The following is a 23,111-nucleotide window of genomic DNA, read 5'->3' as shown; positions in this document are numbered from 1 at the left end:
CAATACTGTATAGAGATAAGGAAAGGGTGGAGTAGAAACCATGTACTTCAAAAAAATCGGCGTTGTCGGCGGCGGTACGATGGGGCAGGGCATTGCGGAAATGCTCGCCGCCAAAGGGCTTGACGTGCTGCTCGTTGAGAAATCTCCAGAGAGATTGGACTATTCATACCGCATGATCGAAACCAGTCTGGATAAACAGCTGGAGAAATGGGGCATCACGCAGGCAGAGAAGAAGCTTATCCTTAGCCGGATTCAGAAGGTGACGCATATCAAGGAGCTTGGTACCTGCGATATGGTCATCGAGACGATTATAGAAGATTTGGATGCAAAAAAGGAAGTATTTGAACAGCTTGACCAAGTATGTCCGAGCAGTGTCATCTTGGCGAGCAATACATCCACGCTCAGCTTGACGGAGCTTGCCAGCTCCACGAAATATCCCGAGCGTGTTATTGGCATGCACTTTATACATCCCGTATCCAAGGTGGATCTCGTTGAAATTATTCGCGGCTTGAAAACGTCCGAGCAGACGTTTACCGAAACGAAGCGTTTCGTCGAGGAAGTGGCTGACAAGAAAGGCATTATGGTCTATGAGTCTCCTGGCTTCGTAACGACGCGCATGATTACGCTCATGATCAACGAAGCGCTGCATCTGCTTCAGGAAGGCGTAGCGTCTGCGGAAGATATCGACGATGCGATGCGAATCGGCTACAACTTCCAGCACGGGCCGCTTGAAATGGCGGACCGTTTCGGTCTTGACTCCATTCTTGCCGCACTGGAACGCATGTTCCGCGAATACGGCGAGCTGAAATACCGTCCGTCCATCGTGCTTAAGAAGATGGTGCGTGCCGGACAGCTGGGCGTGAAGACCGGCGAGGGCTTTTTCAAGTACGACAAGGATGGTGACCGGATATGAATATTCTCGTAATTAACGCAGGCAGCTCCTCGCTTAAATATCAGCTATACAATATGGAGGATGAATCCGTACTGGCCAAAGGCCTGGTGGAACGGATCGGGATGGATTCCTCGATTCTGACCCATAAGCCGACCGGGAAACAGGAAGTGACCGAGGTCAGCGAAATATTGGAGCATACGACCGCGATCCGCAAAGTGCTCGGCATGCTGACGAATGAAGAGCATGGCGTCATCGAATCCATCGACAGCATTCAGGCCGTCGGCCATCGGGTCGTCCACGGCGGCGAGTCCTTCAAGGAATCGGCCCTGGTAGACAGCGAAGTCAAGGCGGAAATCCGCCGCCTGTTCGACCTGGCTCCGCTCCACAATCCCGCTTCCATGATGGGGATCCGGGCAGCGGAAATGAATATGCCGGGCGTACCGCAGGTCGTTGTGTTCGATACTGCCTTCCATCAGACGATGCCGGAAAAATCATACCTGTACGCTATCCCGAGAGTTCTTTATAATAAATATAAAGTACGTCGTTACGGTGCGCATGGTACGTCCCATGCTTATGTGAGCCAAGCGGCAGCCGAGTTTCTGAACCGTCCGATCGAAGAGCTCAAGATCATTACCTGCCACATTGGTAACGGGGCTTCCCTGACCGCCGTTGACGGCGGAAAGTCGGTCGATACATCGATGGGGATGACGCCGCTTGAAGGCTTGATGATGGGTACGCGCAGCGGCGACCTGGATCCTGCCATCGTTCCTTTTGTCATGCATAAGGAAGAGCTTACCGTCAATGAAGTGAATTCGATGCTGAACAAGCACAGCGGCTTGCTCGCGATTTCCGGAATTAGCAGCGATATGCGCGAAATTACGGAAGGCATGGAAAAAGGCGAGCCGAATACGACTTTGGCATTCAACATGTACGAGTACCGGCTCCGTAAATATATCGGGTCCTACGCTGCCGCGATGAACGGCGTGGATGTCATCGTATTTACGGCGGGCGTAGGGGAAAACTCGATTGTCCTCCGCAAAAAGGTGCTTGAGCAGCTTACCTATCTCGGCGTAGAATTGGATGAGGAGCTGAACAGCATTCGTTCCGGCGAACCTCGCCGCATTTCCACGGCGAATTCGAAGGTCGAGGTGCTTGTCATTCCTACCAACGAGGAATTGGTTATCGCTCGGGATACGCATCGTATCGTACAAGCTTTATACCGTTAATTCGCAGTGATAAAGGGAGAGATTTAAGCATGGCCACCAAAAGTGTGATTCGTCACGTCAGCCAGCATGTCGGTGAGACGGTAACCATCGGCGCCTGGATTAACAACAAGCGTTCCAGCGGCAAGATTCAATTCCTGCAGCTTCGGGACGGTACCGGATATATTCAAGGCGTAGTCGTTAAGAATGAAGTGTCCGAGCAGGTATGGAATGATGCAAAAAGCCTGACGCAGGAAAGCTCGCTCTATGTAACGGGCGAGATCCGCGAGGAGCCCCGCAGCCAATCCGGTTATGAGATGACGGTAACGGGCATCGAAATCATCCATCTGACAGAGAATTATCCGATTACGCCTAAAGAGCACGGCGTCGATTTTCTGATGGATCATCGCCATCTGTGGCTGCGTACGCAGAAGCAGCGCGCGATTATGGTCATCCGTGCGGAAATTATCCGTGCGATTCAGGAGTATTTTGATACGAACGGATTTACGCTGGTGGATCCGCCGATTTTGACGCCGACATCCGCGGAAGGAACGACGAACCTGTTCCATACGAAGTATTTCGATGAGGATGCCTATCTGACGCAAAGCGGACAGCTGTATATGGAAGCGGCCGCCATGGCACTTGGCAAGGTCTACTCCTTCGGTCCGACATTCCGGGCCGAGAAATCGAAAACCCGCCGTCACCTGATCGAGTTCTGGATGATCGAGCCGGAAATGGCGTTCACGGACCATGAAGAGAGTCTGAAGGTACAGGAGCAGTTCATCGCTCATGTCGTGCAATCGGTCGTTAAAAACTGCCGCCGGGAGCTGGAAACGATCGGCCGCGATATTTCGAAGCTGGAAGCGATCCAGGCTCCGTTCCCGCGGATTACGTATGACGAGGCCATCGAATTCCTGCACACGCAAGGCTTCGATATTCCTTGGGGTGAGGATTTTGGCGCGCCGCATGAAACGGCGATTGCCGAAAAATATGACAAGCCGGTCTTTATTACGCATTATCCGGCCGGCATCAAGGCATTCTACATGAAGCCGGATCCGAACCGTCCGGAAGTCGTGCTGTGCGCGGACATGATCGCGCCAGAAGGCTATGGCGAGATCATCGGCGGTTCGCAGCGGATCGACGATCCGCAGCTGCTCGAAGAGCGCTTCAAGGAGCATGACCTGTCGATGGACACCTACCAGTGGTATATGGATCTGCGGAAATACGGAACGGTTCCACACTCCGGCTTCGGGCTCGGACTGGAGCGGACGGTAGCCTGGATCTGCGGGCTGGATCATGTGCGTGAAACGATTCCGTTCCCAAGAACATTGTATCGGTTGTATCCATAAGCCGTGAGAGGTGAGTCTATGGATCACGGCAATGCCGGCGGCAGCCGGGGATCTTGGGCCGACGGCGCGGCAGCGGGAATGAGCCAGGGCATGGCGATTATACCGTACTCGCTCCTTCGCTACTACCGGAAGCTGGGCCTGACGGACCGAGAGGCGATGCTGCTGATCCATTTGATCGGTTTTCAGCAGGTCGAATTCAAGGCATTTCCGTCCCTGGAGGAGCTGTCCGATGTAACGGGCATTCCAGCTGCTTCGATCGCTCCCAGCCTGCAGCGGCTCATGAAGGAAGGGCTTCTCGGTATCGATGAATACGTCGACGGAGCGCAAGGAATCCATTATGAGCGGTACAACCTGAACGGGTTGTACAAGAAGCTGGCGGATTGCATGGCCGAAGAGGATACGGCCCCTCAGCCGGACCGAAGCAAACCGCAGTCCCCGCTCTCGGGTCGAGGAGGGTCCGCTTCGCCGGAATCCGCAGGAGCCCGGACGGTTCCGGAGAAGGAAGAGCGCAATCTGTTCACCATTTTCGAGAAGGAGTTCGGCCGCCCGCTGTCACCGATGGAACTCGAGACGATCTCCGGGTGGGTGGATGCGGACCGTTATCCGGATGAGCTGATCCTGCTGGCCTTGAAGGAAGCGGTGTTTGCCGGAAAGCTGCATTTTCGCTACATCGACCGGATTCTGCTGGAGTGGAGCCGCAATCGCGTGCGCACGGCCCAGGATGCCAAAGCTTATACGCAGAAATTCAGAAATATCGGAAGATAGACAAGCAGCACGCCCTTAGAGGCGTGTTGTTTTTGTTTGGTGAACTTTATTAAAAAATTCCCTGGCAAAGGACCAATGCTTGAAACAGCGGATTTTCCGTCTTTGAACGATCTATGTTCATGCGTTGATCCCGGAGTCGTAGGCTTCGGCTCAATCACTCAGGTATACTTCGAGCGTTCTTTTCGATATAATGAACGTAACCTGTCGGAATTCCATTATCTAGAAGGGAGGGGCCCAATATGAAGAAGTTGACAGTGTGCTCTATGCAAAGTCTATTTGATGAACAACGGCGGTTGTTTGCATGGAGCGAGAAGATGGTTACCGCCTGATTTCCTCTTGGTGAAAAGAGGCCGTTTATCACGTGGACTTTGCATCCTTAAAATTTCGAATTTACATTTTAAGGAGCAAGGATGCCATGAAATATATAAACGCGGATATTATACTTCCTGAGGAGCTGCTGAAGGAAGTTCAGAAATATGTGCAGGGCAAGATGGTGTACATCCCGAAGCCCGAGGGGCTGCGGAAGAAATGGGGAGAGAACTCCGGAAGCAGGGCCTATTTGAAAAATAGGAACGAGGAAATCCGCCGGAAATTTGCGGAGGGGGCTTCCATCGACGAACTGTCCTCACACTATTGCCTGTCGTGCGATTCGATCAAGAAAATCGTTTATACCAAAAACAACAAGTAAGCGCAAGTCACATTAGATCCACGTTCTAATGTGGCTTTTTTGTGTTTACATTGGTTCAACTCATTTGCTGCATATCCCTGGGCATGGTTTGCCGGCTAGAATCGATGATGTAAGAATCGAGTCGGGAGGTGTAGAGATGGAGCATGATATAAAAGTGGATGCGGAAGAAACGCGGGCAGCTTTACTGGACAAGGCGCAGAAGCTGGCAGGGTCCGCGTGCAAGCATTATGAACTGCACGGAGCCGATGTGGCGTTTATCGGATTTTCCGAATGTGCAACCTACCGTATTCGTACGGCGGGGGAGGACAAGCATCTGTTGCGGATCCACTTGGATCGGCGAAGCAAAGCGGAGATCCAGTCGGAGCTGTTCTTTCTCGAAGCATTACAAGGAGTCGACTCAGGCGTTCCTGACCGAAACGGAGAAACCGTGATAGAGCTTCGTACGGACGATGGCAATTCCTCTTCATATATAACGCTGATGAATTGGATTGATGGGCAACCGGCTGCGGAGGGAATCACGGATCAACAGGTGTATAACGTTGGCCAATTGCTCCAGAGGCTTCATCAGGCAGTGGAAGGCATCGTACTTCCTCCCGGGTTCATCAGGCCGCGATGGGGAGCACGCAGCTTTGACGAGGCCATGACCAGACTTGCGCGATATTACAGCAGCTTTTTAACAGAGCCGGAATGGCGGTTGTATGGGCATGCAGCAGCAAAGATCCGTACAGCGCTTGCAGGAATGAAAAGAAACGCGCATACCTATGGACTCATCCATGCCGATCTGCACATTGGAAATATCGTATTCGACGAGGATGACCCTCGTCCGATCGATTTCGGAAGATGCGGTTTCGGTTATTTTCTGTATGACGCAGCAGCAATCCTGCTCGCGCTCGGGCCGGAACAGCGGCGGAATATGCTCCGGGCATATCATGGAACCCGCCAAATGCGCGAGGATGAAGTGAAGCAATTGGAGTGCTTTTTTTATCATGACCATGATGGAGAACTACAGCCACCATGCTTCCAATCCGCTGGAATGGGAAGGAGCGCGGGCTGAGCAGCCGTACGCCTTGGCCTATATTCAGGCGTTTCTAATGGGGGAGTCCTTTCTGTTCCGCAAGCTTGACCCAGTGAATAGGAGGCAGAATCACTAATTTCTACATGAAAATATATCCAAAATGGCAGGTGTTATTGCGGCTCTATTCCATATAGAATAGGTGGCGTAATACACTGCCGTCCTTTTTGGCAAGCGCTTTCAATCTATACTGCGCATTTGGATTTCACCAAGTCATGAATGGCGCAATAAGAGGGGGGAGCATCGAAACCGGTTCAACGAAAAAGTTATCGCAAGCATGCAGTTTTTTGGTTGTCCAGAACGGTACAGGAGGGATTTCATGTTCAAAAAGCTTTGTAGTATCACCTTAGCCGCCTCGCTGACATTCTCGATCGGTGGAGCTGCCTTCGCCGGCTCGCCGGGAGATCAGGGCAAGCAACCACCAGGAAGAAACGGCATCCAGGAACAAGCTTACAGCTGGGATCGTGCCAAAGTGGTCGGGGGCGGCTTCATTCCGGGCATTGTATTCAATCCGAGCGAGAAGGATCTCATCTATGCCCGTACTGATATCGGCGGTGCATATCGCTGGAATCCGGAGACCGGCTCCTGGATCCAGCTGATGAATTTCGTAGGCTTTGACGAATGGAATATGCTCGGAGTGGAAAGCTTGGCAACGGATCCTGTCGACCCGGACCGGTTGTATATTGCGGCCGGTACATACACGAACGACTGGACGGATATGAACGGCGTGCTGCTTCGATCCAAGGACCGCGGCGACAGCTTCGAACGAACAGCGCTTCCATTCAAGCTTGGCGGCAATATGCCGGGCCGGTCAATGGGCGAGCGGCTCGCGATCGATCCGAACGACAATCGGATCCTGTATTTAGGGGCCCGCAGCGGAAACGGGCTGTGGAGAAGCACAGATTACGGGAAAACCTGGAGCAAGGTGACCAGCTTCCCGAATGACGGAAGCGCCAAGGATTTCTATGGCGATATCGTTGGACCGGTATGGATTACATTCGATCCGTCAACGGGCAGTCGGGGACAAGCTACGCAGACCATCTATGTCGGAGTTGCCGATACGGCCAACAGTATCTACCGGAGCACTGATGGCGGCCAATCTTGGGAGCTGCTTCCGGGACAGCCGCGCCAGAATTTCTTCCCGCATCACGGCGTATTAAGCTCTAATGGAAACTTGTATATTACGTACAATGAGTTTATCGGTCCGTATGACGGCGGTACGGGAGCCGTATGGAAGTATAATACGAAGACGGGCCAGTGGACGGATGTCAGCCCGACAGGCAGCACCGAGCATCCGTATGGGGGCATCTCGGTGGATGCCAGACATCCGGATACACTGATGGTGGCGACGATGAACAAGTGGTGGCCGGACGAGTTCATCTTCCGCAGCACGGACGGCGGCAAAACATGGACATCGCTATGGACGCTGGACTATTCGAAGGATCCGGTCAGGGATAACCGGTTCACGATCGATTACGCGATATCTCCATGGCTGGACTGGGGAGAGAAGAAAGCGCTGCCCGAAATTTCGCCTAAGCTGGGCTGGATGATCGGCGATCTGGAGATCGATCCGTTCAATTCGGACCGCATCCTGTATGGTACGGGGGCGACGCTATACGGGACCGATAACATGACCGCACTTGATCGGGGGCAGAACGTCAACATTTCCGTGCAGGCGAACGGGATCGAAGAAACGGCGATTCTCGGCTTGATCAGTCCTCCATCGGGAGCGCCGCTGCTGAGCGCGATGGGGGATATCGGGGGCTTCCGGCATGAAGATTTGACGAAAGCGCCGCAGATGATTACCAATCCGTATCTCGGTACGAGCACCGATATCGACTATGCGGAATTGAACCCCAACATCATCGTTCGGGTAGGTAATGCTGAAGGTACGGCTCCAAGAATGGGCATTTCCATGGATAACGGGAAGACCTGGACGCCAGCCGCCAATGCCTGGCCATCGGCCGAGGGCGACAAGACCGAAGGCGGATGGGTGGCCGTCGGTGCTGACGGAAGCCGAATTGTCTGGAGTCCGAAGAGCAGCTCATCCGAAAGCGTACGCCCTGTAAGCTACACCAAGGACCGGGGTCTTACCTGGCATGCTTCGCAAGGGATACCGGAAGGAGCAATCATTTCTTCCGACCGCGTAAACCCGAGCAAGTTCTATGGAATGGCCAACGGCAAGTTCTATATCAGTAATGATGGCGGGGCAACCTTTAGAGCCTCTCAGGCGACGGGGCTGCCGCAGACCTTGACCAGCAAATTCAAGGCGGTTCCGGGAACGGAAGGGGAGATTTGGATCGCGGCCGCCAGAGACAACAGCAACACGCAAAGTGCTTATGGTTTATGGCACTCGACGGATTCCGGCAAGAGCTTCGTCAAGCTGGAGGGGATCCAGGAGGCGGCTACCATCGGCTTCGGCAAGGCAGCACCTGGGCAAAACGTGATGGCCCTGTACACCTACGCCAAAATAAATAACAAGTACGGAATCTATCGTTCGGACAACGGGGGAGCGAGCTGGATTCGAATCAATGACGATGAGCATCAATTCGGATCGGCCAATCGCGTCATAACCGGCGATCCGCGGGTATACGGAAGAGTGTACATCGGGACCAACGGTTTGGGTATCGTGGTCGGAGATATCCAGTCCGATTCCAAGGGAAACGCGAAGCCTGACAAACAGGATAAAGACAAAGACAAAGACAAAGACAAGGATAAAAATAAAGATAAAAAAGAAAAGCAGGACAATAAAAATAACAAGGACAATAAAAACAACAGCAAAAACAACGGAAGTAAGAGCAACAACGGAAATAAAAACAACAACGGAAATTAAAGTAACAGCAGTACGACCAAAATCGACAAAAAATAGTTGAGCATCGAGACGAGATGTCTACGTCAGCGGGCCGGGAAGGATCCTTCCCGGGCCTTTCTTTTTGTTATGGCAGCATACGAATAAGACTTGGTTGTCATGTCCCGCTTCATCCGAACCTGACTCCGCCAGGCAGCTGCCTGATCCCGCGAAGCGCCGACATTTGCTAAATGTATTGAATGTGAGCCGCTTCAAGCGTATCATGAAAAGACAACAGTATTTCGGATGGGGAGAACAGATTGCTGCATAAGAAAATATCAGGCGAATGGACGGCCTGTCTGCTGCTGATGGCAATAACCATCATTGGCGCCCAGCTGGCCGCTCCGGGAGTGGCATGGTTATGGGGATTAGGCCTCCTCCTGGTTGGTTATGCCCTCCGTCACGCCTCGGAGGTATTAAGCAGAGCCGCTATAACGGCTGCCTGCATCATGGTTGGATATCGGATGTACAGCGCGCTGGGAGACGGCATAAAAGAGTGGCTAGCCGATGACATGGGACTGGCAGTGGGCTTGTCAAGGCTAAGTCTAATTGCCTTCATTCTCCCTATGGCCATCTTCAGTCGCTTTCAAAAGAGCAAGCCCCGTTATATGGCCATAGGGAAATGGACCAACCCGATCTATTTCCCATGGATCATGAGCGGGGTATTCAAGGAACCAATCTGGAGATTCATTCTTATATTCACAGCCGTAACTGGAGCCGTATTTGCTTTCATCATCGATTGGGGGCAGCCTGGACTCTTCGCTCTGACCGGATATGCGCTCCTGTTTGCATCCATGAATTCCGTGCTGGAGGAGCTGCTGTGGCGCGGGTATATCCTAAGCCGGCTGACGGAAGACTTTGGCGAGATCCGGGGGTTGGTGATTGCCGGAGCCGCTTTCGGCTTCTATCATCTGCATTTGGGCTTCCCGTGGATCGTTTGCCTGCTATTTTCCATCTTTGGCATGATGATGGGCGGCGTTACCATCCGCTCGCAGGGACTGGTTCCGGTCATCACCATGCATTTCGTCATGAACATATGGTTTGTTCTCAGCGGGATGATCCTTTGACGAAGAGAGTGCAAGGAGCCGCTGGAGAATTGATTTCGCATGGATCTGCATATCAAGCCATCGTCAAGGTCAAAATACGTTCGGAATAAGACCTTGAAGAAACTCAAAATCGAAAATAGCGGCAGATCAAGGGCGCCCTTCGGGCCGCCCTCTTTTTATGGAGCCGGCGCTTGGCATCGCCAGATCCCGCTGTGGGATTGATTCCGTCCAGGGCAACTCCGGCGGCTTCAAGGGGGGAATGCAAGCTTTTTTCCTTTACGCACGCAGGGGGAGATGAATTAGCTCTGCCTAGGTGAACGATTTTTCTGGTATCTTAAAAATTTTTTTCGAAATTTGCAGGGGCGGGCGTGATGTCTTGCGTCAATGGATATTGGGAAGGAGGGGAGAGTTATTGAAGTCGAACGATTAATAAGGCGTATCCTTCAAGGCGAGCAGGAAGCCTTTCGGGAGCTGGTGGATACGTACAGCCAGCACGTGTTCCATACCACATACTCGGTGCTTCGAGATGTGAAGGATGCGGAGGATGCGTCGCAGGAAGTGTTCATACAAGTCTTTAGAGCTCTCCCCCAATACCGTTCCGAAGGCTTTAAGACATGGATCACACGCATTGCCTTAAACAAGGCGATCGACATGAAACGTAAGCGGGATCGAAAACCGCCTGAGCATAGAGCGGGCGGAAGTGAAGAAGTATTAGACAAGCTCCCCTCCGGAGATGAGGATACCGTTACTTTGCTCATTCATAAGGAGCGAAGGGAGACGCTGCGGGCGCGAATTGATCAGCTGCCTGCCAATCACCGGGAGATCATATCGGCATTTTATTTGGAAGAGAAAAATTATGAGCAGATTAGCTCCGAGCTGAACGTGTCGGTCAAAACGGTGGAATCCAAGCTGTACCGGGCCCGGCAATGGATCCGGACGCACTGGAAGGAGGAAGAGTGGAAATGACATGGTCGATTCAAGAGCGCAAAGAATTGACGGAGCGTTATGTAAAAGGGGAAGCTGCCCCGGAAGAACAGGCTTTGTATGAAGAGCGCCTGTTGTCGGACGATTCGCTGCTGGAGCTTTACATGGAGACGCTTGGCCGCCAAGAAGGGCTGCCGGATCTGCCGGACCCGGCCTCCTTCGCAGATCAAGTCATGCATCACGATAAGATTAAGCCGTATCCGCGAAGAGCAGCGGCATACGCCCCGGACCGGCCGAAGCGATGGTATGAGAAGGCGATCGTTCACTATGCGATTGCTGCATCCGTCACACTGCTGTTCCTGTTTACCGGTGCGTTCGACCGGCTGCAGACGGTCAGCCCGGAGCATGAGGCGCCGCTTTCCCAATCGCCGTCCTACAGCGATCAGCTGGTAGAGAAAACATCGGGCTGGATCGACAATCTAATATCCAAATAAGGATTTTTGGAAAGGAAGATGAACTGTGCAACCACCGCGTAGCAAAATGCTTGCATTCATATTGAACCTCGTCCCGGGTCTCGGCCATTATTACTGGGGGAGAAACGGGCGTGCTGTCCTCTATCCGCTGCTTTTCTTCGGCGGCTTGTTCGGAGGATTTGTGCTCACGTTTATGGCTGGCTCCAATTCCGTGTTTGTTATGACCATTCTTGGCGCATTGCTGATCTGGGGCATCAGCATGCTTGATTTACTAATAGTTCTGCTTCGTTACACGCCGGTTTCCTACGTTTATGATGAATTTGGCCGGCCAATCGAAGTGCCGAACGAACGAAGCGACGATTCCGAGCGCTTCTTCACGATTCTGCTGTCGTTTATTCCCGGGCTGGGACATTTCCAGCTTGGCCTGATGCAGCGCGGACTGTCATTTCTGATCGCATTCTTCGGCCTTGGCACCATCCTGGTGTTCCTGACCGGATTGACGCACGAGTCGGTATTTCTGCTCTTTCTGGGCATCTTGCCGGTGATCTGGCTGTACTGCATGTTCGATGTCGTTCAGCTGCTTAACCGCAAGCAGGCAGGAGAGTTTTTGATGGACCGGACGCTGTTCGAAGAGCTGGAGAGCGGTCGTGAGAGCGGACGGCGCAGCAAAGTGTTCGCAACGCTGCTGTCTGCATTCCCTGGAGCAGGGCAAATGTACCTCGGATTGCAGAAACGGGGCCTTCAGCTGATGATCCTGTTTCTGGGCAGCATCTATGTGCTGGATGTGCTGAGACTGTCGCTGTTTCTGTTTATGATTCCGCTGATCTGGTGCTACGCCTTTTTCGACGGCCTGCAGCAGGTCAGCCGGTACGGCCGGGAGCCGCTTCGCGACCGGCCGATCATCGCCAGCACATCCGGCCAGCAGCGCTGGCTCGGTCTAGGACTTGTGCTGCTGGGCGTTTACTTCGTATTTTCCAGTGTGGTCCTGCCGTATCTCGAAACGCTGTTTCCGAATATGTACCTGGATTCCCGGATTCGGGATTTCATGAAGACGGCGATCGTCACCGTGCTGCTGATCGGCGGCGGCATCAAGCTGATGATGGGACCCAAGCGGGGAGCCCGGTTCGAGGACCGGCCCTACGATGATTTCGATCGCGATTAATCGGCTAGAGGGATGAGGAGGAGACGTTATGGTTAAAAATTTGGCGTATGTGCTGTACATTTTACTGTTTGTCGTGACATGCCTGTTCGTCGTAAGCCATTACCTGCCATCGGATCCGGAGCCGTATTCAAGGATTTCCTACGCCGAGTATGAGCAGGGACATTTATAACAGGCATCCGCCAGTCATATGCAAGAAGCAAAAAAACATGTAAAGCGATCCTGGAGAAGGATCGCTCTACATGTTTTTTAATTTGCGTTCAACCAGAATGTAAATCAGAATGAACACGACGATGGTTGCAATGCCGGTAGCCGTAAAGCTGCCGGTCAGCCTTGCGATGACGAGCAGGACGGCCCCGAATATCATGAGCAGCAGGCTGACGTATGCGTTGGCGACTTTAAAACGCCGCTCGCTTTTAAGCGAAGACGTTGTTTTGTAGGCATAAAAGCTCTTGGTGCTCTTGGGGGGAACGAGATATAGGAGCAAACCATACAAAATGAAGATAATGCCTATGGCTAATCCTTGAATCACGGAAAACACTCCTCAGGAAATGATGCCCGCTCTGTGCCCCGAGCGTCTAGCAACAATCGGGGCGCAGCGGACTTTTCGCACAGCGCAGCGGTTACCCGGGTCCGGGCCCGCTAACTTAAAGGGTTACCTAGCCTGGTTGCTGCCTGCCGCATTCAGGAGCAGGCGGCGGTAGGTGTATTCAAAAATAAATTCAAACGCCTCCAGATGCTTCTTCGCCTCGAAGGCGTTCCGGCCCCAGGCGTAAATGCCGTGGTTCCGCAGCAGGATCCCGGGCACGGCGGGATCAAGAGCGTCCGGCACAAGCGCGGCAATTTTCGGGATGTCCGCATAGTTGGGCAGGATCGGGATGGAGATGGCCGCGTCCTCTTCCCAAATATTGAATGCCTTGATCAGCTCGATGCCTTGCGCAGGAACGAAGCCCTGATCGCCGTACCAGTCGCTGACCAGGTTGTTGTCGATTGTATGGACATGGAAAATGGCACCGCAGCCGGTCTTGCGATAAATCTCGCAATGGATCAAGGTTTCGGCGCTGGGCTTGAGCGCGGTCGCCTCGCACGGCTTCCCGTTACGGTCAACGAACAGATAATCCTCCGGCGTATGTACGGACTTGTCCTTTCCGCTCGCGGTTATGGCAAAGTAAAACTCCTCGGGCGTAAAGTCGCCGACGCGGACCGAGAGATTTCCGCTTGTTCCGGGAAACCAGTTGCGCGAGGCAAAAAGCTCCTTGACGCCGCGCAGGTCGTCAAGGGCTGCTTGTTTTTGTTCCAGCAGGATATCGGTATATGCCATATCACAGCACCCCCTGTTTCAGCTTGTCGTTCAGATCGGCATAGATGTCGGTAAAGGTTTCGAACGGCACATGGTGCACGCCAAGCTTCCGGCACTGCTCCGTGAGCGTTGAGCGCGAGTACACCAGATCAGCCTGCTTGGCCCCTTCGAAATCGGTGAGGCTGTCTCCGATCAAAATCCGGTAATATCGATCCGCCGGGAATCGGTCCATCACAGTTACCTTACACATGCCGCAATCGTTGGTGCACGAATCCTTGCATGGGTGAGGCCATGTAATCTCGATCGTGTCTCCCTCAAAGTTGGAGCCGTTGCAGAATATATGGTCTGCCGGAATGCCGTACGGCTTCAGGATCGGATCGACGAAGAAATCGATACCGCCGCTCGTGACGAAGAACTCGATGCGTTCCTGCTTCAGATACTCGAGGAAAGCGCCGAAGCCTTCGCGGATGCCCGCATGCTCAAGCACGAAGGACGTAATCTCCTCTTTCATCGAGGAAGGGAAGAGGGCGAACATCCGTCCGACCCCTTCCCGGATCGATATCGCCCGCTCGACCGTATCCTTCATGATTCCCTCATAGCCTTCCGGTTTGAAATGCTTCATAATGGCTACGATATTGTCATTGTTCGTGATCGTTCCGTCAAAATCGCAAAAAATGACGGGTGTTCTTCCGTGAGCTGTCATGCTTCTCCTCCCCAGATGTCCAGTGCGGCTTTCAGTTCTTCGCGCTCTTCCGCATAGTGGGCGAGCGGCACGGATTTCATCGTGGCTTCGATCGCCTGAACGAAGGCTCTACCGCCGGCTTCAGTGCCCAGCGGATGGCCGTGGATGCCTCCGCCGGCATTCACGACCACATCCGTTCCAAAGTCGCGGATAATGCGCGGGACGAGTCCGGGATGGATGCCTGCGGACGGAACCGGCATGCTCCGCTTGACGCCGAGCTTGACCGTATGCAGCTCGTCCCGAATGCCGAGGTTCTCTTCCCGGGGCATCGTGACCGAGCCGTACGGCGACGGGAACAGGACCAGGTCTGCGCCGGCGATCCGCATCAGCTGGCCGAGCAGAACCGGCGCGGCGATTCCGTGATACGGAGACGGGTAGATGGCACCTGCAAGCGCGGGATGGGCGGCGATCGGCACGTTGATGTCCGGATCGGAGCTGAGCTCGTGCAGGACGTCATACCCGTAGGACAGGACGTTGAACAGCAGCGCGTTGGCCCCGGCGTCGATCGCTCGAAGGGCCTGATCCCTCAGCTTCGAAGTATGACCTGTCAGGTTGGCAGCATACAGCAGCTTCTTGCCCGTCTGCTGCTCGACCTCGCGGGCGGCTTCGATGCATAACCGAACCCGTTTCTGGATCGGGGTCAGCTCATTTTCGAACAGAATTTCATCATCCTTGATCAGGTCAACGCCGCCGAGGGCCTGGCGAATGAACTGCTCCCTTAGCTCATCGGCGCTTAGCCCGATCACCGATTTGAAGATGCTCATCAAGAGCGGACGGTCGTGAACCCCTAGCAGGTCGCGAACGCCGTCGATCCCGAATTTCGGCCCCGGGAAAGCCGACAGGAATTCCGGCGATAGATCCAGGTTGGTCAGCTTGATGCGGCCGTCCATGGAGATCTTGCCGAATACCGTCACAAGCAGGGCAGGAATGTCCCGGCTGAAGTTAATATCCGGATAGGCGATGCTGATATCGGCATAACGGCTTCCGGGCTCCCAGCCTTCATGGACCTGAATGTCCACCACTTCGCCAAGATGCTTCTGCATGGCTTCCTGCTTGGCCGCAGGCAGCTCGGTCCAGCTCCCGACCGTCATGCCTACGGCGATGGAGGTCGCCTTTTTACGAAAATCCGCCTGGTCGTCATAAATTCTGTAGGTTGCGATTGAACGGCTCATAGGGCTTGCTCCTTCAGCATTGCGCCCATTTCTTTGGAGCGCTCTGCGCAGCGATTGACGGCAGCGATGACCGTCTCGAAGAAATCGCCGCGGTCCAGCGTCTCAAGAGCTGCTTGCGTGGAGCCGTTCGGCGAAGTGATTTTTGCTCGTAGCGATGCCGGCGGCTCGCCGGTCTGCTGCACCATTCGGGCTGCGCCCAGAATTGTCTGGAGCGTCAGGTCACGGCTTTGTTCAGGCGATAAGCCGCCGCGGATGCCGGCAGCCGTCATCGCTTCCATCATGTAGTAGAAGTAAGCTGGACCGCTTCCCGAGATGCCGGTAAGGATGTCCATTTTCTCCTCTTCAATGACGGTTACCTGGCCCACCGCTTCAAATAGTGTAAGGACGAGCTGGCGCTGCTCCTCGCTGATTTCCTTCGAGAAGGAGATGCCGGTCGAGCCCAGCCCGATCGAAGCGGACGTATTCGGCATCGTGCGTGCTACTGGCTGATTCTTGCCGAGCAGCGTTTGGGTCGTATGAATCGAGAGGCCGGCAATGACCGAAATAATCAGCTGATCGGGGGACAGCATCGTCCCCAGCTCCTTCAATACTTTTGCTGCATCTTTCGGCTTCATGGCCAGCACGATGACGGGGGAGGTTTTGAGAATTTGATGCTTCGCATCCGCATCGCTATTAAACTGCACGCCGTATCGTTGGCTGAGCTCCTCGAGACGCTGGACATTGCTGCGGTTCAGCATCGTGATGCGTTCGGGATGTATGACATGTCGGGTAATGAGGCCTTTCACGATCGCTTCAGCCATCGAGCCCGCACCGTAAAATGTAATGGCACTATCGATCAATGGGCGGTTCTGTGGGGTTTGGCACATAGTAGGTTTCCTCCTTCATGGATGATATGAATGTATGGATTTATTCTCGTATTTGGCCACTACCGATAATAACATATTTGGAGGAAGTAAGCGCAGGAAGACCCATAGGTCCCCGGGCATGCAGCTTCTGGGTGCTGATTCCGATTTCGGCTCCGAAACCGAATTCGAATCCGTCGGTAAAGCGCGTCGACGCATTGTGATACACGGCGGCGGCGTCGACTTCTTGAAGGAAGCGCTCGGCATTTTGCCCGTTCTCCGTCACGATGCATTCCGAATGCTTGGTGCCGTACTCGGCAATGTGCGCCAGGGCCTGATCAAGATCGTCGACGATTTTAACATTTAAAATATAGTCGTTGTACTCGGTCGCATAATCCTCGGAAGAGGCTTCGCGCGCCCATGGCGCGTAAGACAGCGTGCGCGCGCAGCCGCGAAGCTCCACATTCCGTTCCTTGAACGCTTCGGCCAAGGAATGGAGATGGGATTTGGCAAACGCCTCATGCACGAGCAGCGTCTCCATCGCATTGCAGACCGAAGGACGCTGAACCTTGGCATTGAGGCTGATCGCGGCAGCCATGTCCGGCTGGGCCGACTCGTCGATATACGTATGGCAAATGCCGGCACCTGTTTCAATGACAGGCACGGTGGAATTCATTACGACATTTTGAATCAGCGAGCTGCCTCCGCGAGGAATAATGACATCGAGCAGCCCGTTCAGCTTCAGCATCTCGTCCACGGACGAGCGGTTCGCATCCTCAATGAGCTGCAGGGATGCGGCAGGGAGGGCGGTCCGCTCCATCGCTTCGTGGAGCACCTCCACGATTTTGCGGTTGGAGGAGAGGGCGGAGGAGCCCCCGCGGAGGACGACGGCGTTGCCCGTCTTCAGGCATAGTCCCGCCGCATCCACCGTTACGTTCGGACGGGCTTCATAGATGATGCCGATGACGCCAATCGGGACGCGTTTCTTGACAATATGCAGGCCGTTCGGACGTTCGATCGTCTCGAGCGTGTCGCCGATCGGATCCGGAAGCTCCACGATCTGCCGCAGCCCCTCGGCAATGCCGCGGATCCGTTCTTCATTCAGCGCTAGCCGGTCAAGCAGGGAGGAGGACGTTCCGTTCTCCTTGCCGCGCCGCAGGTCGTCGGCGTTCGCCTCAATGATATCGCCGGCGCGCGCAATCAGCGCATCGGCCATTTCAAGCAGAGCCTTATTCTTTTCATTCGTGGTCAGCTTGCCGAGCACGGCGGCGGTTTGTTTGGCAAGCTGTGCTTTTTCCCTTACTTCACTCACGGTTCATTCCTCCTTATAATCAAACGGTTGTTTATGATCCAATCATCCTTATTTCAAGGTAATCCATTCGTCACGGTGGATCACCTCAAGCCGGTGCACGTCGCCGATCAGCTCGAAGACGCGGCTGCTCGGCAAGCCGATCACGGCCTGGAGCTGCTCCTCGTCATAATTGACGATGCCTCTTCCGAGCCGTTCCCGGTTCGTGTTCAGCACTTCGACGACATCTCCGGCATGGAAGCTGCCTTCCAGCCGCTTGATGCCGACCGGAAGCAGGCTGTGCCCGCCGTGAAGGAGCGCTTCCTCCGCCCCCTCATCGACGATGATCCTTCCCAAGGGGGAGGACATAAAGCCGAGCCACTGCTTTTTCATCGGCAGAGAAGAGAGCTGTGTCGCAAAATACGTGCCCTTCCCGCGATGCTGATAAGCCAGCAGCAGATCTCCGGCCTCGTCGGCTTTTCCGATGAAGACCGGAACGCCGCCGCGCGTTGCGATTTTGGCTGCGTCGATCTTGGAGCGCATCCCGCCCGTACCGACGCTGGTGCCGGCCCCTCCGGCCATGCTGTAAATCTCTTCGGTAATTTCCTCGATCTCCTCATACCGGGTGGCATCGGGAGATTTGCGCGGATCCGCGGTGTACAATCCGTCGGTATCCGTCAGGATAATGAGCTGCTGGGCTCGAACGAGGTTAGCCACGAGGGCGGAAAGCGTATCATTGTCTCCGAATTTCAGCTCGTCAATCGAGACGGTGTCATTCTCGTTAATGATCGGAATGATGCCCTGCTTCAGCAGCTCCGAAATGGTCATATTCGCATTGTTCATGCGCTTCCGGTTCGCAAAATCCGTCCGGGTCAGCAATATCTGCGCCGCCTTCAGCCGGTGCTCCGCTAGGGCATTCTGATAGGCCCTCATCAGCAGCGCCTGACCGAGCGCCGCCGCGGCCTGCTTCTCATGAAGCAGCTTCGGTCTGCTATCATAGCCGATCTCGCGGAAGCCTGCGGCAACCGCGCCGGAGGTCACGAGGAGAACCTCATGGCCGGCATCGCGCAGGGCTGCCAGCTCGGCAGCGAAGAAGGCGACGGAATCCAGATTCAAGCCGCCTTCCTCGGTTGTGAGGGAGCTGCTTCCGATCTTGACGACGATGCGTGCGCTCATCGCAATCACTTCCTTGTACGTAATTTTTAGTCTCTACCATGGATGGATGCATGATCATGGAAATAAAAAAACTTCCGCCCTTATGAAAAAGGACGAAAGCTAGTCTTCCGCGGTACCACCTTTATTGATGAGCTTAACGTCATGCCCATCCGGCTTTGGCCTTGTAACAGAAGGCGCTGTCCTGCTTGACGCAGGCCGCTCGGGGGTAGGTTTCGGAAAGGGGCCGCGCCGAGCCCTCTCAGCCAGTGGAGCTCGTTCTCTGGTTTGCGCGCCGTATGCTTTCGTACTGGTCCCGTCATCGCGTTTGACGATTCAATGTTCATGTATTGCAAGAATATCATATTGATGCCGTTTTTTCAAAGCAAAAACAAAGCTTCTAGAAGAGGCCCAGCTTCCCGATGCGATATGCCGCCTCCTGCATCCGCTCCTCGCTGCTCAGCAGACCGACGCGGACATACCCTTCACCGTGATCGCCGAAACCGACTCCCGGGGCAACGGCAACCTTGGCTTCCTCAAGGAGCAGGTTCGCGAACGCGACGGACGTATAGCCCTTGGGAACAGGCAGCCAGCTAAAGAACGAGCCTGCCGGCTTCGGCGCATCCCAACCGATCTCCGACAACGCTGCGAAGAATGCGTCCCGCCGGCTTTGATAACGGCTTACCAGCGATTTGACGCAATCCTGGGGGGAAGTCAGGGCAGTAGCTGCTGCTGCCTGGATTCCTCCGAACAAGCTGACGTAAATATGGTCCTGAAGCAGGTTGATCAACGAGATGATCTTCGCGTTCCCGAGAGCGAAGCCAACCCGCCAGCCGGCCATATTATATGTTTTGGACAGCGTATAGAACTCCACGCCGATGTCTTTGGCTCCCTCAGCCTGCAGAAAGCTGACAGGCTGCTTGCCGTCGAAGCCGATCGCGCCGTAAGCGAAATCGCTGGCCACGACGATTCCGTGCTTTGCGGCAAAGTCCACGGTTTCCTCGTAAAAGGACAGGGGAGCTACCGCTGAGGTCGGGTTGTTTGGATAGTTCAGGAACATCAGTTTGGCCCGCTCCCGGTCGGACGGGGCGATGCTGCTATAATCGGGAAGAAAGCCGTTGTCCGCCGTAAGCGGCATAAACTTCATTTCCGCGCGGGCAAGGGCAACGCCGGACCAGTAATCCGGATAACCCGGATCGGGCACGAGACAGACGTCCCCGGGGTTGAGGAGCACCTGCGGCAGCTGAACGAGCCCGGTCTTTCCGCCGAACAGAATGGCGACCTCGGTTTCAGGATCCAGGTCCACGTTATAATCCTCCTTATAACGATGGGCAATCGCTTCCTTAAGAAACGAATACCCGGTAAACGGCGAGTATTTATGATATTGAGGATTGTCGGCCGCCTCCTTCAGGCTTGCCACGATATGAGGAGGCGTCGGCTGATCGGGATTCCCCTGGCCGAGATTAATGACGTCGTGACCCTGGGCCACCTGCCGGTTGACATTCGAGACCAGCGTCGCGAAAAACTGGGTCGGCAGCGTCGGCATTATCTCGGCCGGCTCGATATGGAATGGTTGATTAGGTTTGCTCATGGCGGATTCATCACTCCGGTTATTGAATTGCGCTTGATTCCCCTTCATTATGCATGGTTGTATCAGCGGTCTTAAAACAATTAGCATTAATTTATCACGATTTATCCGGGGTGTATAGAGGGAAATGGCGTACAGGGTTGCGGCGGCAGGCCCTTCGGGGCTATGATGTTGACATGAACAGCCGCGGGTAGGTTTTGGACAGGGATCGCAGTCGTTAATGGAGAAGGTTTGCCAGGATTCCTGCAACAAGATTACCGGCATGACAAGGGGGAACCGAAAGTGACTGATGGAGCTAAGCCTCAACTGAATATCGCGCTCATTCAAGCTTATATCGAGATAGGCGAACCGGGCGTCAATATGAACCATTTGGCGGAGATAATGGAGAAAGCCGTAGCCGCAGAACAAAAGCCGGACGTAATCGTGCTGCCGGAGATGTGGAATACCGGATATGCGCTGGACCGGATTGGAGAGCTGGCCGACCCGAACGGGGAGGAGACGAAGCGGCGGCTGAGCGACTTCGCCAAACGGCATGGCGTTCATATCGTAGGCGGATCGGTAGCGGAGAAGATCGGCGATCGGATATACAACACGATGTACGTCTTTGGAAGAAACGGCGAGTCAACCGCCAAGTATTCGAAAATGCATCTGTTCCGCTTGATGGACGAAGAGAAATTTCTTCATGCCGGGGAGGAGGCGGTCACCTTTGAACTGGACGGAATGAAAGCCGGGGCATCGATCTGCTATGACATCCGATTCCCCGAGCTGTCCCGCACGCTGGCGCTCGCAGGCGCGGACGTGCTGTTCGTTCCGGCCGAGTGGCCGCATCCGAGACTCCATCACTGGAGAACGCTCCTGACGGCCCGGGCTATTGAGAATCAAATGTACGTCGTTGCCTGTAATCGGGTCGGCCGCAGCGGAGAGACGGAGTTTTTCGGGCATTCCATGCTGATCGATCCATGGGGTGAAGTGATTGCAGAAGGCGGTGAAGAGGAAGCCGTCGTCACCGGCACGCTGGACTGCGCTCTGCCGGAAGAAGTAAAGGGCCGGATTCCGGTATTCGAGGATCGGAGGCCTCACTTGTATTTTAAATAAGGATTATGCAACACCCAAAGCAAGCGAAAACGGATTGCGCCCCTGAAATTTCAGTTTCATATGCGGACAGCCGGGTATACTATGGGTAATCCGACTGAGAGGAGGTTTTCGAACGCATGGCAGAGAACAACCAATTCGACAGCCGCGGCATTGAGCAGGAAGATCAGAAGGCGCAGTTTCGCAGCTTCGTCGAGCAAGTAACGGGCGGTGGAAGCAGCAGCAAAAACGAATCCTTGCAGGATCAATCGCGCACGGCGGATGAGCAAAATCGGATGTTCGACCAGCACAATTTGCGAAAATAGGCGGCTGACCTTAAAATTGCGGCAGCTTCGCTCTTTCGCAGGTTATGATGGCAGGCACGGTGCTAGGACAGAGAACTATAAATGGAAGGCCCTTGTAATAGGTCATCGACCTCGGCAAGGGCCTTTGTTTCGGGATTATTCGTTATAGAAGGAACCCGTTTCCGGTTTGAAAATGGTGAAGGACCGAATCCCCGTCTAGTCACGCACGCTTTCCACCACGAGCTTATCCATGACCTGCTTGAACGTATCGATGAAGGCGTCCGCCGCCTTCGATAAGTACCGTCCATTGCGGAAGGCAACGACGAGCGTCCGGCTGGGGACGGGCTCGGCTAGCGGCAAATAGACCGGGATAAACTCGCTCCGCTTCGCCCTGGCAATGAAGCGCGGGACGAGCGTAACCCCCATGCCTGTAGCAACCAGGGATTGCAAGGTTTCGATGTTATTGCTCTCGAACACCACCTTCGGCTCGAAGCCGGCCTCGCGGCAAATATCAAATGTAAGCTTCCGAAAGCCCTGCCCCTTCTTCAGCACCACGAAGTCCTCGTCCCGAATTTCATCCAGCGAAATCGGCTGTATCGGCTCAAGCGCCGCCCGCTCTGCCAGCTTGTGCTGCGGAGGAACCGCGAGATCGATCATCTCTTCGCCGATCGGTATCCAGGATAGCGAAGGCTCGGTGAGCGGAAGCGCCAGCAGGCTCAAATCAGCCTTTCCGCTCGCCGTCAGCTTCTCCAAGTTCATGGACGAATCCTCCAGGAGTGTAATTTCAATATCCGGATACCCTTTCTTGAACGCCGGCAGCACCCTTGGCAGCAGATGGGACCCCGTGATCGGCATGCTGCCGACGACGACCTTGCCTTTGCGAAGCTGGGAAATGTCGGACATCTCCTGCTTCAGCTGCTCGACGGCGTCCATGATCTTCTGGGCATGCTCAACAAAGCTTGCGCCCGCGTGGGTTAGCTCGACCGAGCTGGTGTTGCGCTGAAACAGCAGAACGCCAAGCTCCTTCTCCAGCTTGGACAGCTGCTGGCTCAGGGAGGGCTGGGCGATGTGGAGCTTCTCCGCGGCTCGGGAAAAGTTCTTGTCCGCCGCGATTTGCAGCGTATATTGCAGTTGTCTTAGTTCCATGAAGGTCATCACCCCGTTATAGCTGTATCCTATTACATCTATAGTTATTATATCTTGGAACAATGAAGAAGGAAATGATATATTACT

At 54.4% G+C, this 23,111-nt stretch carries 23 protein-coding genes; 14 read left to right on the top strand and 9 right to left on the bottom strand.

What is annotated here, in order from left to right:
• Positions 1 to 40 precede the first annotated feature (40 nt).
• From BBD41_RS03910 to BBD41_RS29945, 12 genes are all read left to right on the top strand, one after another.
• Positions 41 to 913 carry a 3-hydroxyacyl-CoA dehydrogenase family protein gene (locus tag BBD41_RS03910; protein ID WP_077565465.1) on the top strand — a complete coding sequence of 291 codons (873 nt, stop codon included), beginning with the start codon at positions 41 to 43 and terminating at the stop codon, positions 911 to 913.
• Positions 910 to 2,118, top strand: a complete 1,209-nt coding sequence (locus tag BBD41_RS03905; protein WP_077565466.1) for an acetate/propionate family kinase — start codon at positions 910 to 912, stop codon at positions 2,116 to 2,118. The genes BBD41_RS03910 and BBD41_RS03905 overlap by 4 nt, the downstream gene beginning before the upstream one ends.
• A 29-nt stretch (positions 2,119 to 2,147) precedes the next feature.
• A complete protein-coding gene (gene asnS / locus BBD41_RS03900; RefSeq protein ID WP_077565467.1) occupies positions 2,148 to 3,443 on the top strand; it encodes an asparagine--tRNA ligase in 1,296 nt (431 codons plus the stop codon).
• An 18-nt stretch (positions 3,444 to 3,461) separates the two neighbouring features.
• On the top strand, positions 3,462 to 4,208 hold the full coding sequence (locus BBD41_RS03895; RefSeq protein ID WP_099476785.1) for a DnaD domain-containing protein: 747 nt from the start codon (positions 3,462 to 3,464) through the stop codon (positions 4,206 to 4,208).
• Between the two features lie 415 nt (positions 4,209 to 4,623).
• Positions 4,624 to 4,896 carry a CD3324 family protein gene (locus tag BBD41_RS03890; RefSeq protein WP_077565469.1) on the top strand — a complete coding sequence of 91 codons (273 nt, stop codon included), beginning with the start codon at positions 4,624 to 4,626 and terminating at the stop codon, positions 4,894 to 4,896.
• A 136-nt stretch (positions 4,897 to 5,032) separates the two neighbouring features.
• Complete coding sequence (locus BBD41_RS03885; protein ID WP_157929271.1) at positions 5,033 to 5,950, top strand: phosphotransferase enzyme family protein; 918 nt, start codon at positions 5,033 to 5,035, stop codon at positions 5,948 to 5,950.
• Positions 5,951 to 6,287: 337 nt separating this feature from the next.
• On the top strand, positions 6,288 to 8,801 hold the full coding sequence (locus BBD41_RS03880; protein ID WP_099476783.1) for a WD40/YVTN/BNR-like repeat-containing protein: 2,514 nt from the start codon (positions 6,288 to 6,290) through the stop codon (positions 8,799 to 8,801).
• Between the two features lie 275 nt (positions 8,802 to 9,076).
• Positions 9,077 to 9,883: a CPBP family intramembrane glutamic endopeptidase gene (locus BBD41_RS03875; protein WP_099476782.1), complete on the top strand. Its 807-nt coding sequence runs from the start codon at positions 9,077 to 9,079 to the stop codon at positions 9,881 to 9,883.
• A 363-nt stretch (positions 9,884 to 10,246) separates the two neighbouring features.
• Entirely contained in the window at positions 10,247 to 10,828 is a 582-nt protein-coding gene (locus tag BBD41_RS03870) for an RNA polymerase sigma factor (RefSeq protein WP_077565473.1), read from the top strand.
• Positions 10,825 to 11,280: a hypothetical protein gene (locus tag BBD41_RS03865; protein WP_099476781.1), complete on the top strand. Its 456-nt coding sequence runs from the start codon at positions 10,825 to 10,827 to the stop codon at positions 11,278 to 11,280. The genes BBD41_RS03870 and BBD41_RS03865 overlap by 4 nt, the downstream gene beginning before the upstream one ends.
• A 25-nt stretch (positions 11,281 to 11,305) precedes the next feature.
• Positions 11,306 to 12,421, top strand: coding sequence for a hypothetical protein (locus BBD41_RS03860; protein ID WP_099476780.1), 1,116 nt, complete (start codon positions 11,306 to 11,308; stop codon positions 12,419 to 12,421).
• 28 nt (positions 12,422 to 12,449) lie between these two features.
• Positions 12,450 to 12,590: a hypothetical protein gene (locus BBD41_RS29945; RefSeq protein ID WP_167392955.1), complete on the top strand. Its 141-nt coding sequence runs from the start codon at positions 12,450 to 12,452 to the stop codon at positions 12,588 to 12,590.
• A 66-nt stretch (positions 12,591 to 12,656) separates the two neighbouring features.
• On the opposite strand, the gene BBD41_RS03855 is transcribed toward BBD41_RS29945, so the two are convergent.
• The 8 genes from BBD41_RS03855 to BBD41_RS03820 all read right to left on the bottom strand — a co-directional run bounded on the left by BBD41_RS03855 (position 12,657) and on the right by BBD41_RS03820 (position 20,505).
• Entirely contained in the window at positions 12,657 to 12,950 is a 294-nt protein-coding gene (locus BBD41_RS03855) for an SdpI family protein (protein WP_099476779.1), read from the bottom strand.
• A gap of 123 nt (positions 12,951 to 13,073) precedes the next feature.
• Positions 13,074 to 13,739 (bottom strand): methylthioribulose 1-phosphate dehydratase, encoded by a 666-nt coding sequence (locus BBD41_RS03850; RefSeq protein WP_099476778.1) that lies wholly within the window; start codon positions 13,737 to 13,739, stop codon positions 13,074 to 13,076.
• A 1-nt stretch (position 13,740) separates the two neighbouring features.
• Positions 13,741 to 14,421: a 2-hydroxy-3-keto-5-methylthiopentenyl-1-phosphate phosphatase gene (locus tag BBD41_RS03845; RefSeq protein ID WP_077565478.1), complete on the bottom strand. Its 681-nt coding sequence runs from the start codon at positions 14,419 to 14,421 to the stop codon at positions 13,741 to 13,743.
• Positions 14,418 to 15,632: a 2,3-diketo-5-methylthiopentyl-1-phosphate enolase gene (locus BBD41_RS03840; RefSeq protein WP_099476777.1), complete on the bottom strand. Its 1,215-nt coding sequence runs from the start codon at positions 15,630 to 15,632 to the stop codon at positions 14,418 to 14,420. The genes BBD41_RS03845 and BBD41_RS03840 overlap by 4 nt, the downstream gene beginning before the upstream one ends.
• Complete coding sequence (gene proC, locus BBD41_RS03835; protein WP_077565480.1) at positions 15,629 to 16,498, bottom strand: pyrroline-5-carboxylate reductase; 870 nt, start codon at positions 16,496 to 16,498, stop codon at positions 15,629 to 15,631. Before proC ends, BBD41_RS03840 begins: the two co-directional genes overlap by 4 nt.
• A gap of 40 nt (positions 16,499 to 16,538) precedes the next feature.
• Positions 16,539 to 17,786, bottom strand: coding sequence for a glutamate-5-semialdehyde dehydrogenase (locus BBD41_RS03830; protein ID WP_077565481.1), 1,248 nt, complete (start codon positions 17,784 to 17,786; stop codon positions 16,539 to 16,541).
• A gap of 48 nt (positions 17,787 to 17,834) precedes the next feature.
• Positions 17,835 to 18,938 (bottom strand): glutamate 5-kinase, encoded by a 1,104-nt coding sequence (gene proB, locus BBD41_RS03825; protein WP_099476776.1) that lies wholly within the window; start codon positions 18,936 to 18,938, stop codon positions 17,835 to 17,837.
• 376 nt (positions 18,939 to 19,314) lie between these two features.
• Positions 19,315 to 20,505, bottom strand: a complete 1,191-nt coding sequence (locus BBD41_RS03820; protein WP_099476775.1) for a pyridoxal phosphate-dependent aminotransferase — start codon at positions 20,503 to 20,505, stop codon at positions 19,315 to 19,317.
• 279 nt (positions 20,506 to 20,784) lie between these two features.
• On the opposite strand from BBD41_RS03820, the gene BBD41_RS03815 reads away from it, so the two are divergent.
• Entirely contained in the window at positions 20,785 to 21,597 is an 813-nt protein-coding gene (locus BBD41_RS03815; protein WP_099476774.1) for a carbon-nitrogen family hydrolase, read from the top strand.
• A gap of 116 nt (positions 21,598 to 21,713) precedes the next feature.
• Positions 21,714 to 21,899 (top strand): hypothetical protein, encoded by a 186-nt coding sequence (locus BBD41_RS03810; RefSeq protein WP_099476773.1) that lies wholly within the window; start codon positions 21,714 to 21,716, stop codon positions 21,897 to 21,899.
• A gap of 195 nt (positions 21,900 to 22,094) precedes the next feature.
• Here BBD41_RS03810 and BBD41_RS03805 read toward each other — a convergent pair whose 3' ends face one another.
• A complete protein-coding gene (locus BBD41_RS03805) occupies positions 22,095 to 23,024 on the bottom strand; it encodes a LysR family transcriptional regulator (RefSeq protein ID WP_077565485.1) in 930 nt (309 codons plus the stop codon).
• Positions 23,025 to 23,111: the final 87 nt, after the last annotated feature.

The sequence above is a fragment of the Paenibacillus ihbetae genome (assembly GCF_002741055.1).
Lineage (GTDB): Bacteria > Bacillota > Bacilli > Paenibacillales > Paenibacillaceae > Paenibacillus_AQ > Paenibacillus_AQ ihbetae.
Note: the sequence above shows the minus strand (reverse complement) of the source record. Positions and strands in the feature narration are given on the sequence as shown.

Excerpts from the sequence above, each read along its gene's own strand:
- BBD41_RS03810 (WP_099476773.1), top strand. The coding sequence starts at position 21,714 with ATGGCAGAGAACAACCAATTCGACAGCCGCGGCATTGAGCAGGAAGAT.
- BBD41_RS03805 (WP_077565485.1), bottom strand. The coding sequence starts at position 23,024 with ATGGAACTAAGACAACTGCAATATACGCTGCAAATCGCGGCGGACAAG.
- BBD41_RS03845 (WP_077565478.1), bottom strand. The coding sequence starts at position 14,421 with ATGACAGCTCACGGAAGAACACCCGTCATTTTTTGCGATTTTGACGGA.
- BBD41_RS03850 (WP_099476778.1), bottom strand. The coding sequence starts at position 13,739 with ATGGCATATACCGATATCCTGCTGGAACAAAAACAAGCAGCCCTTGAC.
- BBD41_RS03840 (WP_099476777.1), bottom strand. The coding sequence starts at position 15,632 with ATGAGCCGTTCAATCGCAACCTACAGAATTTATGACGACCAGGCGGAT.
- BBD41_RS03890 (WP_077565469.1), top strand. The coding sequence starts at position 4,624 with ATGAAATATATAAACGCGGATATTATACTTCCTGAGGAGCTGCTGAAG.
- BBD41_RS03885 (WP_157929271.1), top strand. The coding sequence starts at position 5,033 with ATGGAGCATGATATAAAAGTGGATGCGGAAGAAACGCGGGCAGCTTTA.
- proB (WP_099476776.1), bottom strand. The coding sequence starts at position 18,938 with ATGAGCGCACGCATCGTCGTCAAGATCGGAAGCAGCTCCCTCACAACC.
- BBD41_RS29945 (WP_167392955.1), top strand. The coding sequence starts at position 12,450 with ATGGTTAAAAATTTGGCGTATGTGCTGTACATTTTACTGTTTGTCGTG.
- BBD41_RS03905 (WP_077565466.1), top strand. The coding sequence starts at position 910 with ATGAATATTCTCGTAATTAACGCAGGCAGCTCCTCGCTTAAATATCAG.
- BBD41_RS03870 (WP_077565473.1), top strand. The coding sequence starts at position 10,247 with ATGGATATTGGGAAGGAGGGGAGAGTTATTGAAGTCGAACGATTAATA.
- BBD41_RS03910 (WP_077565465.1), top strand. The coding sequence starts at position 41 with ATGTACTTCAAAAAAATCGGCGTTGTCGGCGGCGGTACGATGGGGCAG.
- BBD41_RS03820 (WP_099476775.1), bottom strand. The coding sequence starts at position 20,505 with ATGAGCAAACCTAATCAACCATTCCATATCGAGCCGGCCGAGATAATG.
- BBD41_RS03865 (WP_099476781.1), top strand. The coding sequence starts at position 10,825 with ATGACATGGTCGATTCAAGAGCGCAAAGAATTGACGGAGCGTTATGTA.
- BBD41_RS03895 (WP_099476785.1), top strand. The coding sequence starts at position 3,462 with ATGGATCACGGCAATGCCGGCGGCAGCCGGGGATCTTGGGCCGACGGC.
- BBD41_RS03880 (WP_099476783.1), top strand. The coding sequence starts at position 6,288 with ATGTTCAAAAAGCTTTGTAGTATCACCTTAGCCGCCTCGCTGACATTC.
- asnS (WP_077565467.1), top strand. The coding sequence starts at position 2,148 with ATGGCCACCAAAAGTGTGATTCGTCACGTCAGCCAGCATGTCGGTGAG.
- proC (WP_077565480.1), bottom strand. The coding sequence starts at position 16,498 with ATGTGCCAAACCCCACAGAACCGCCCATTGATCGATAGTGCCATTACA.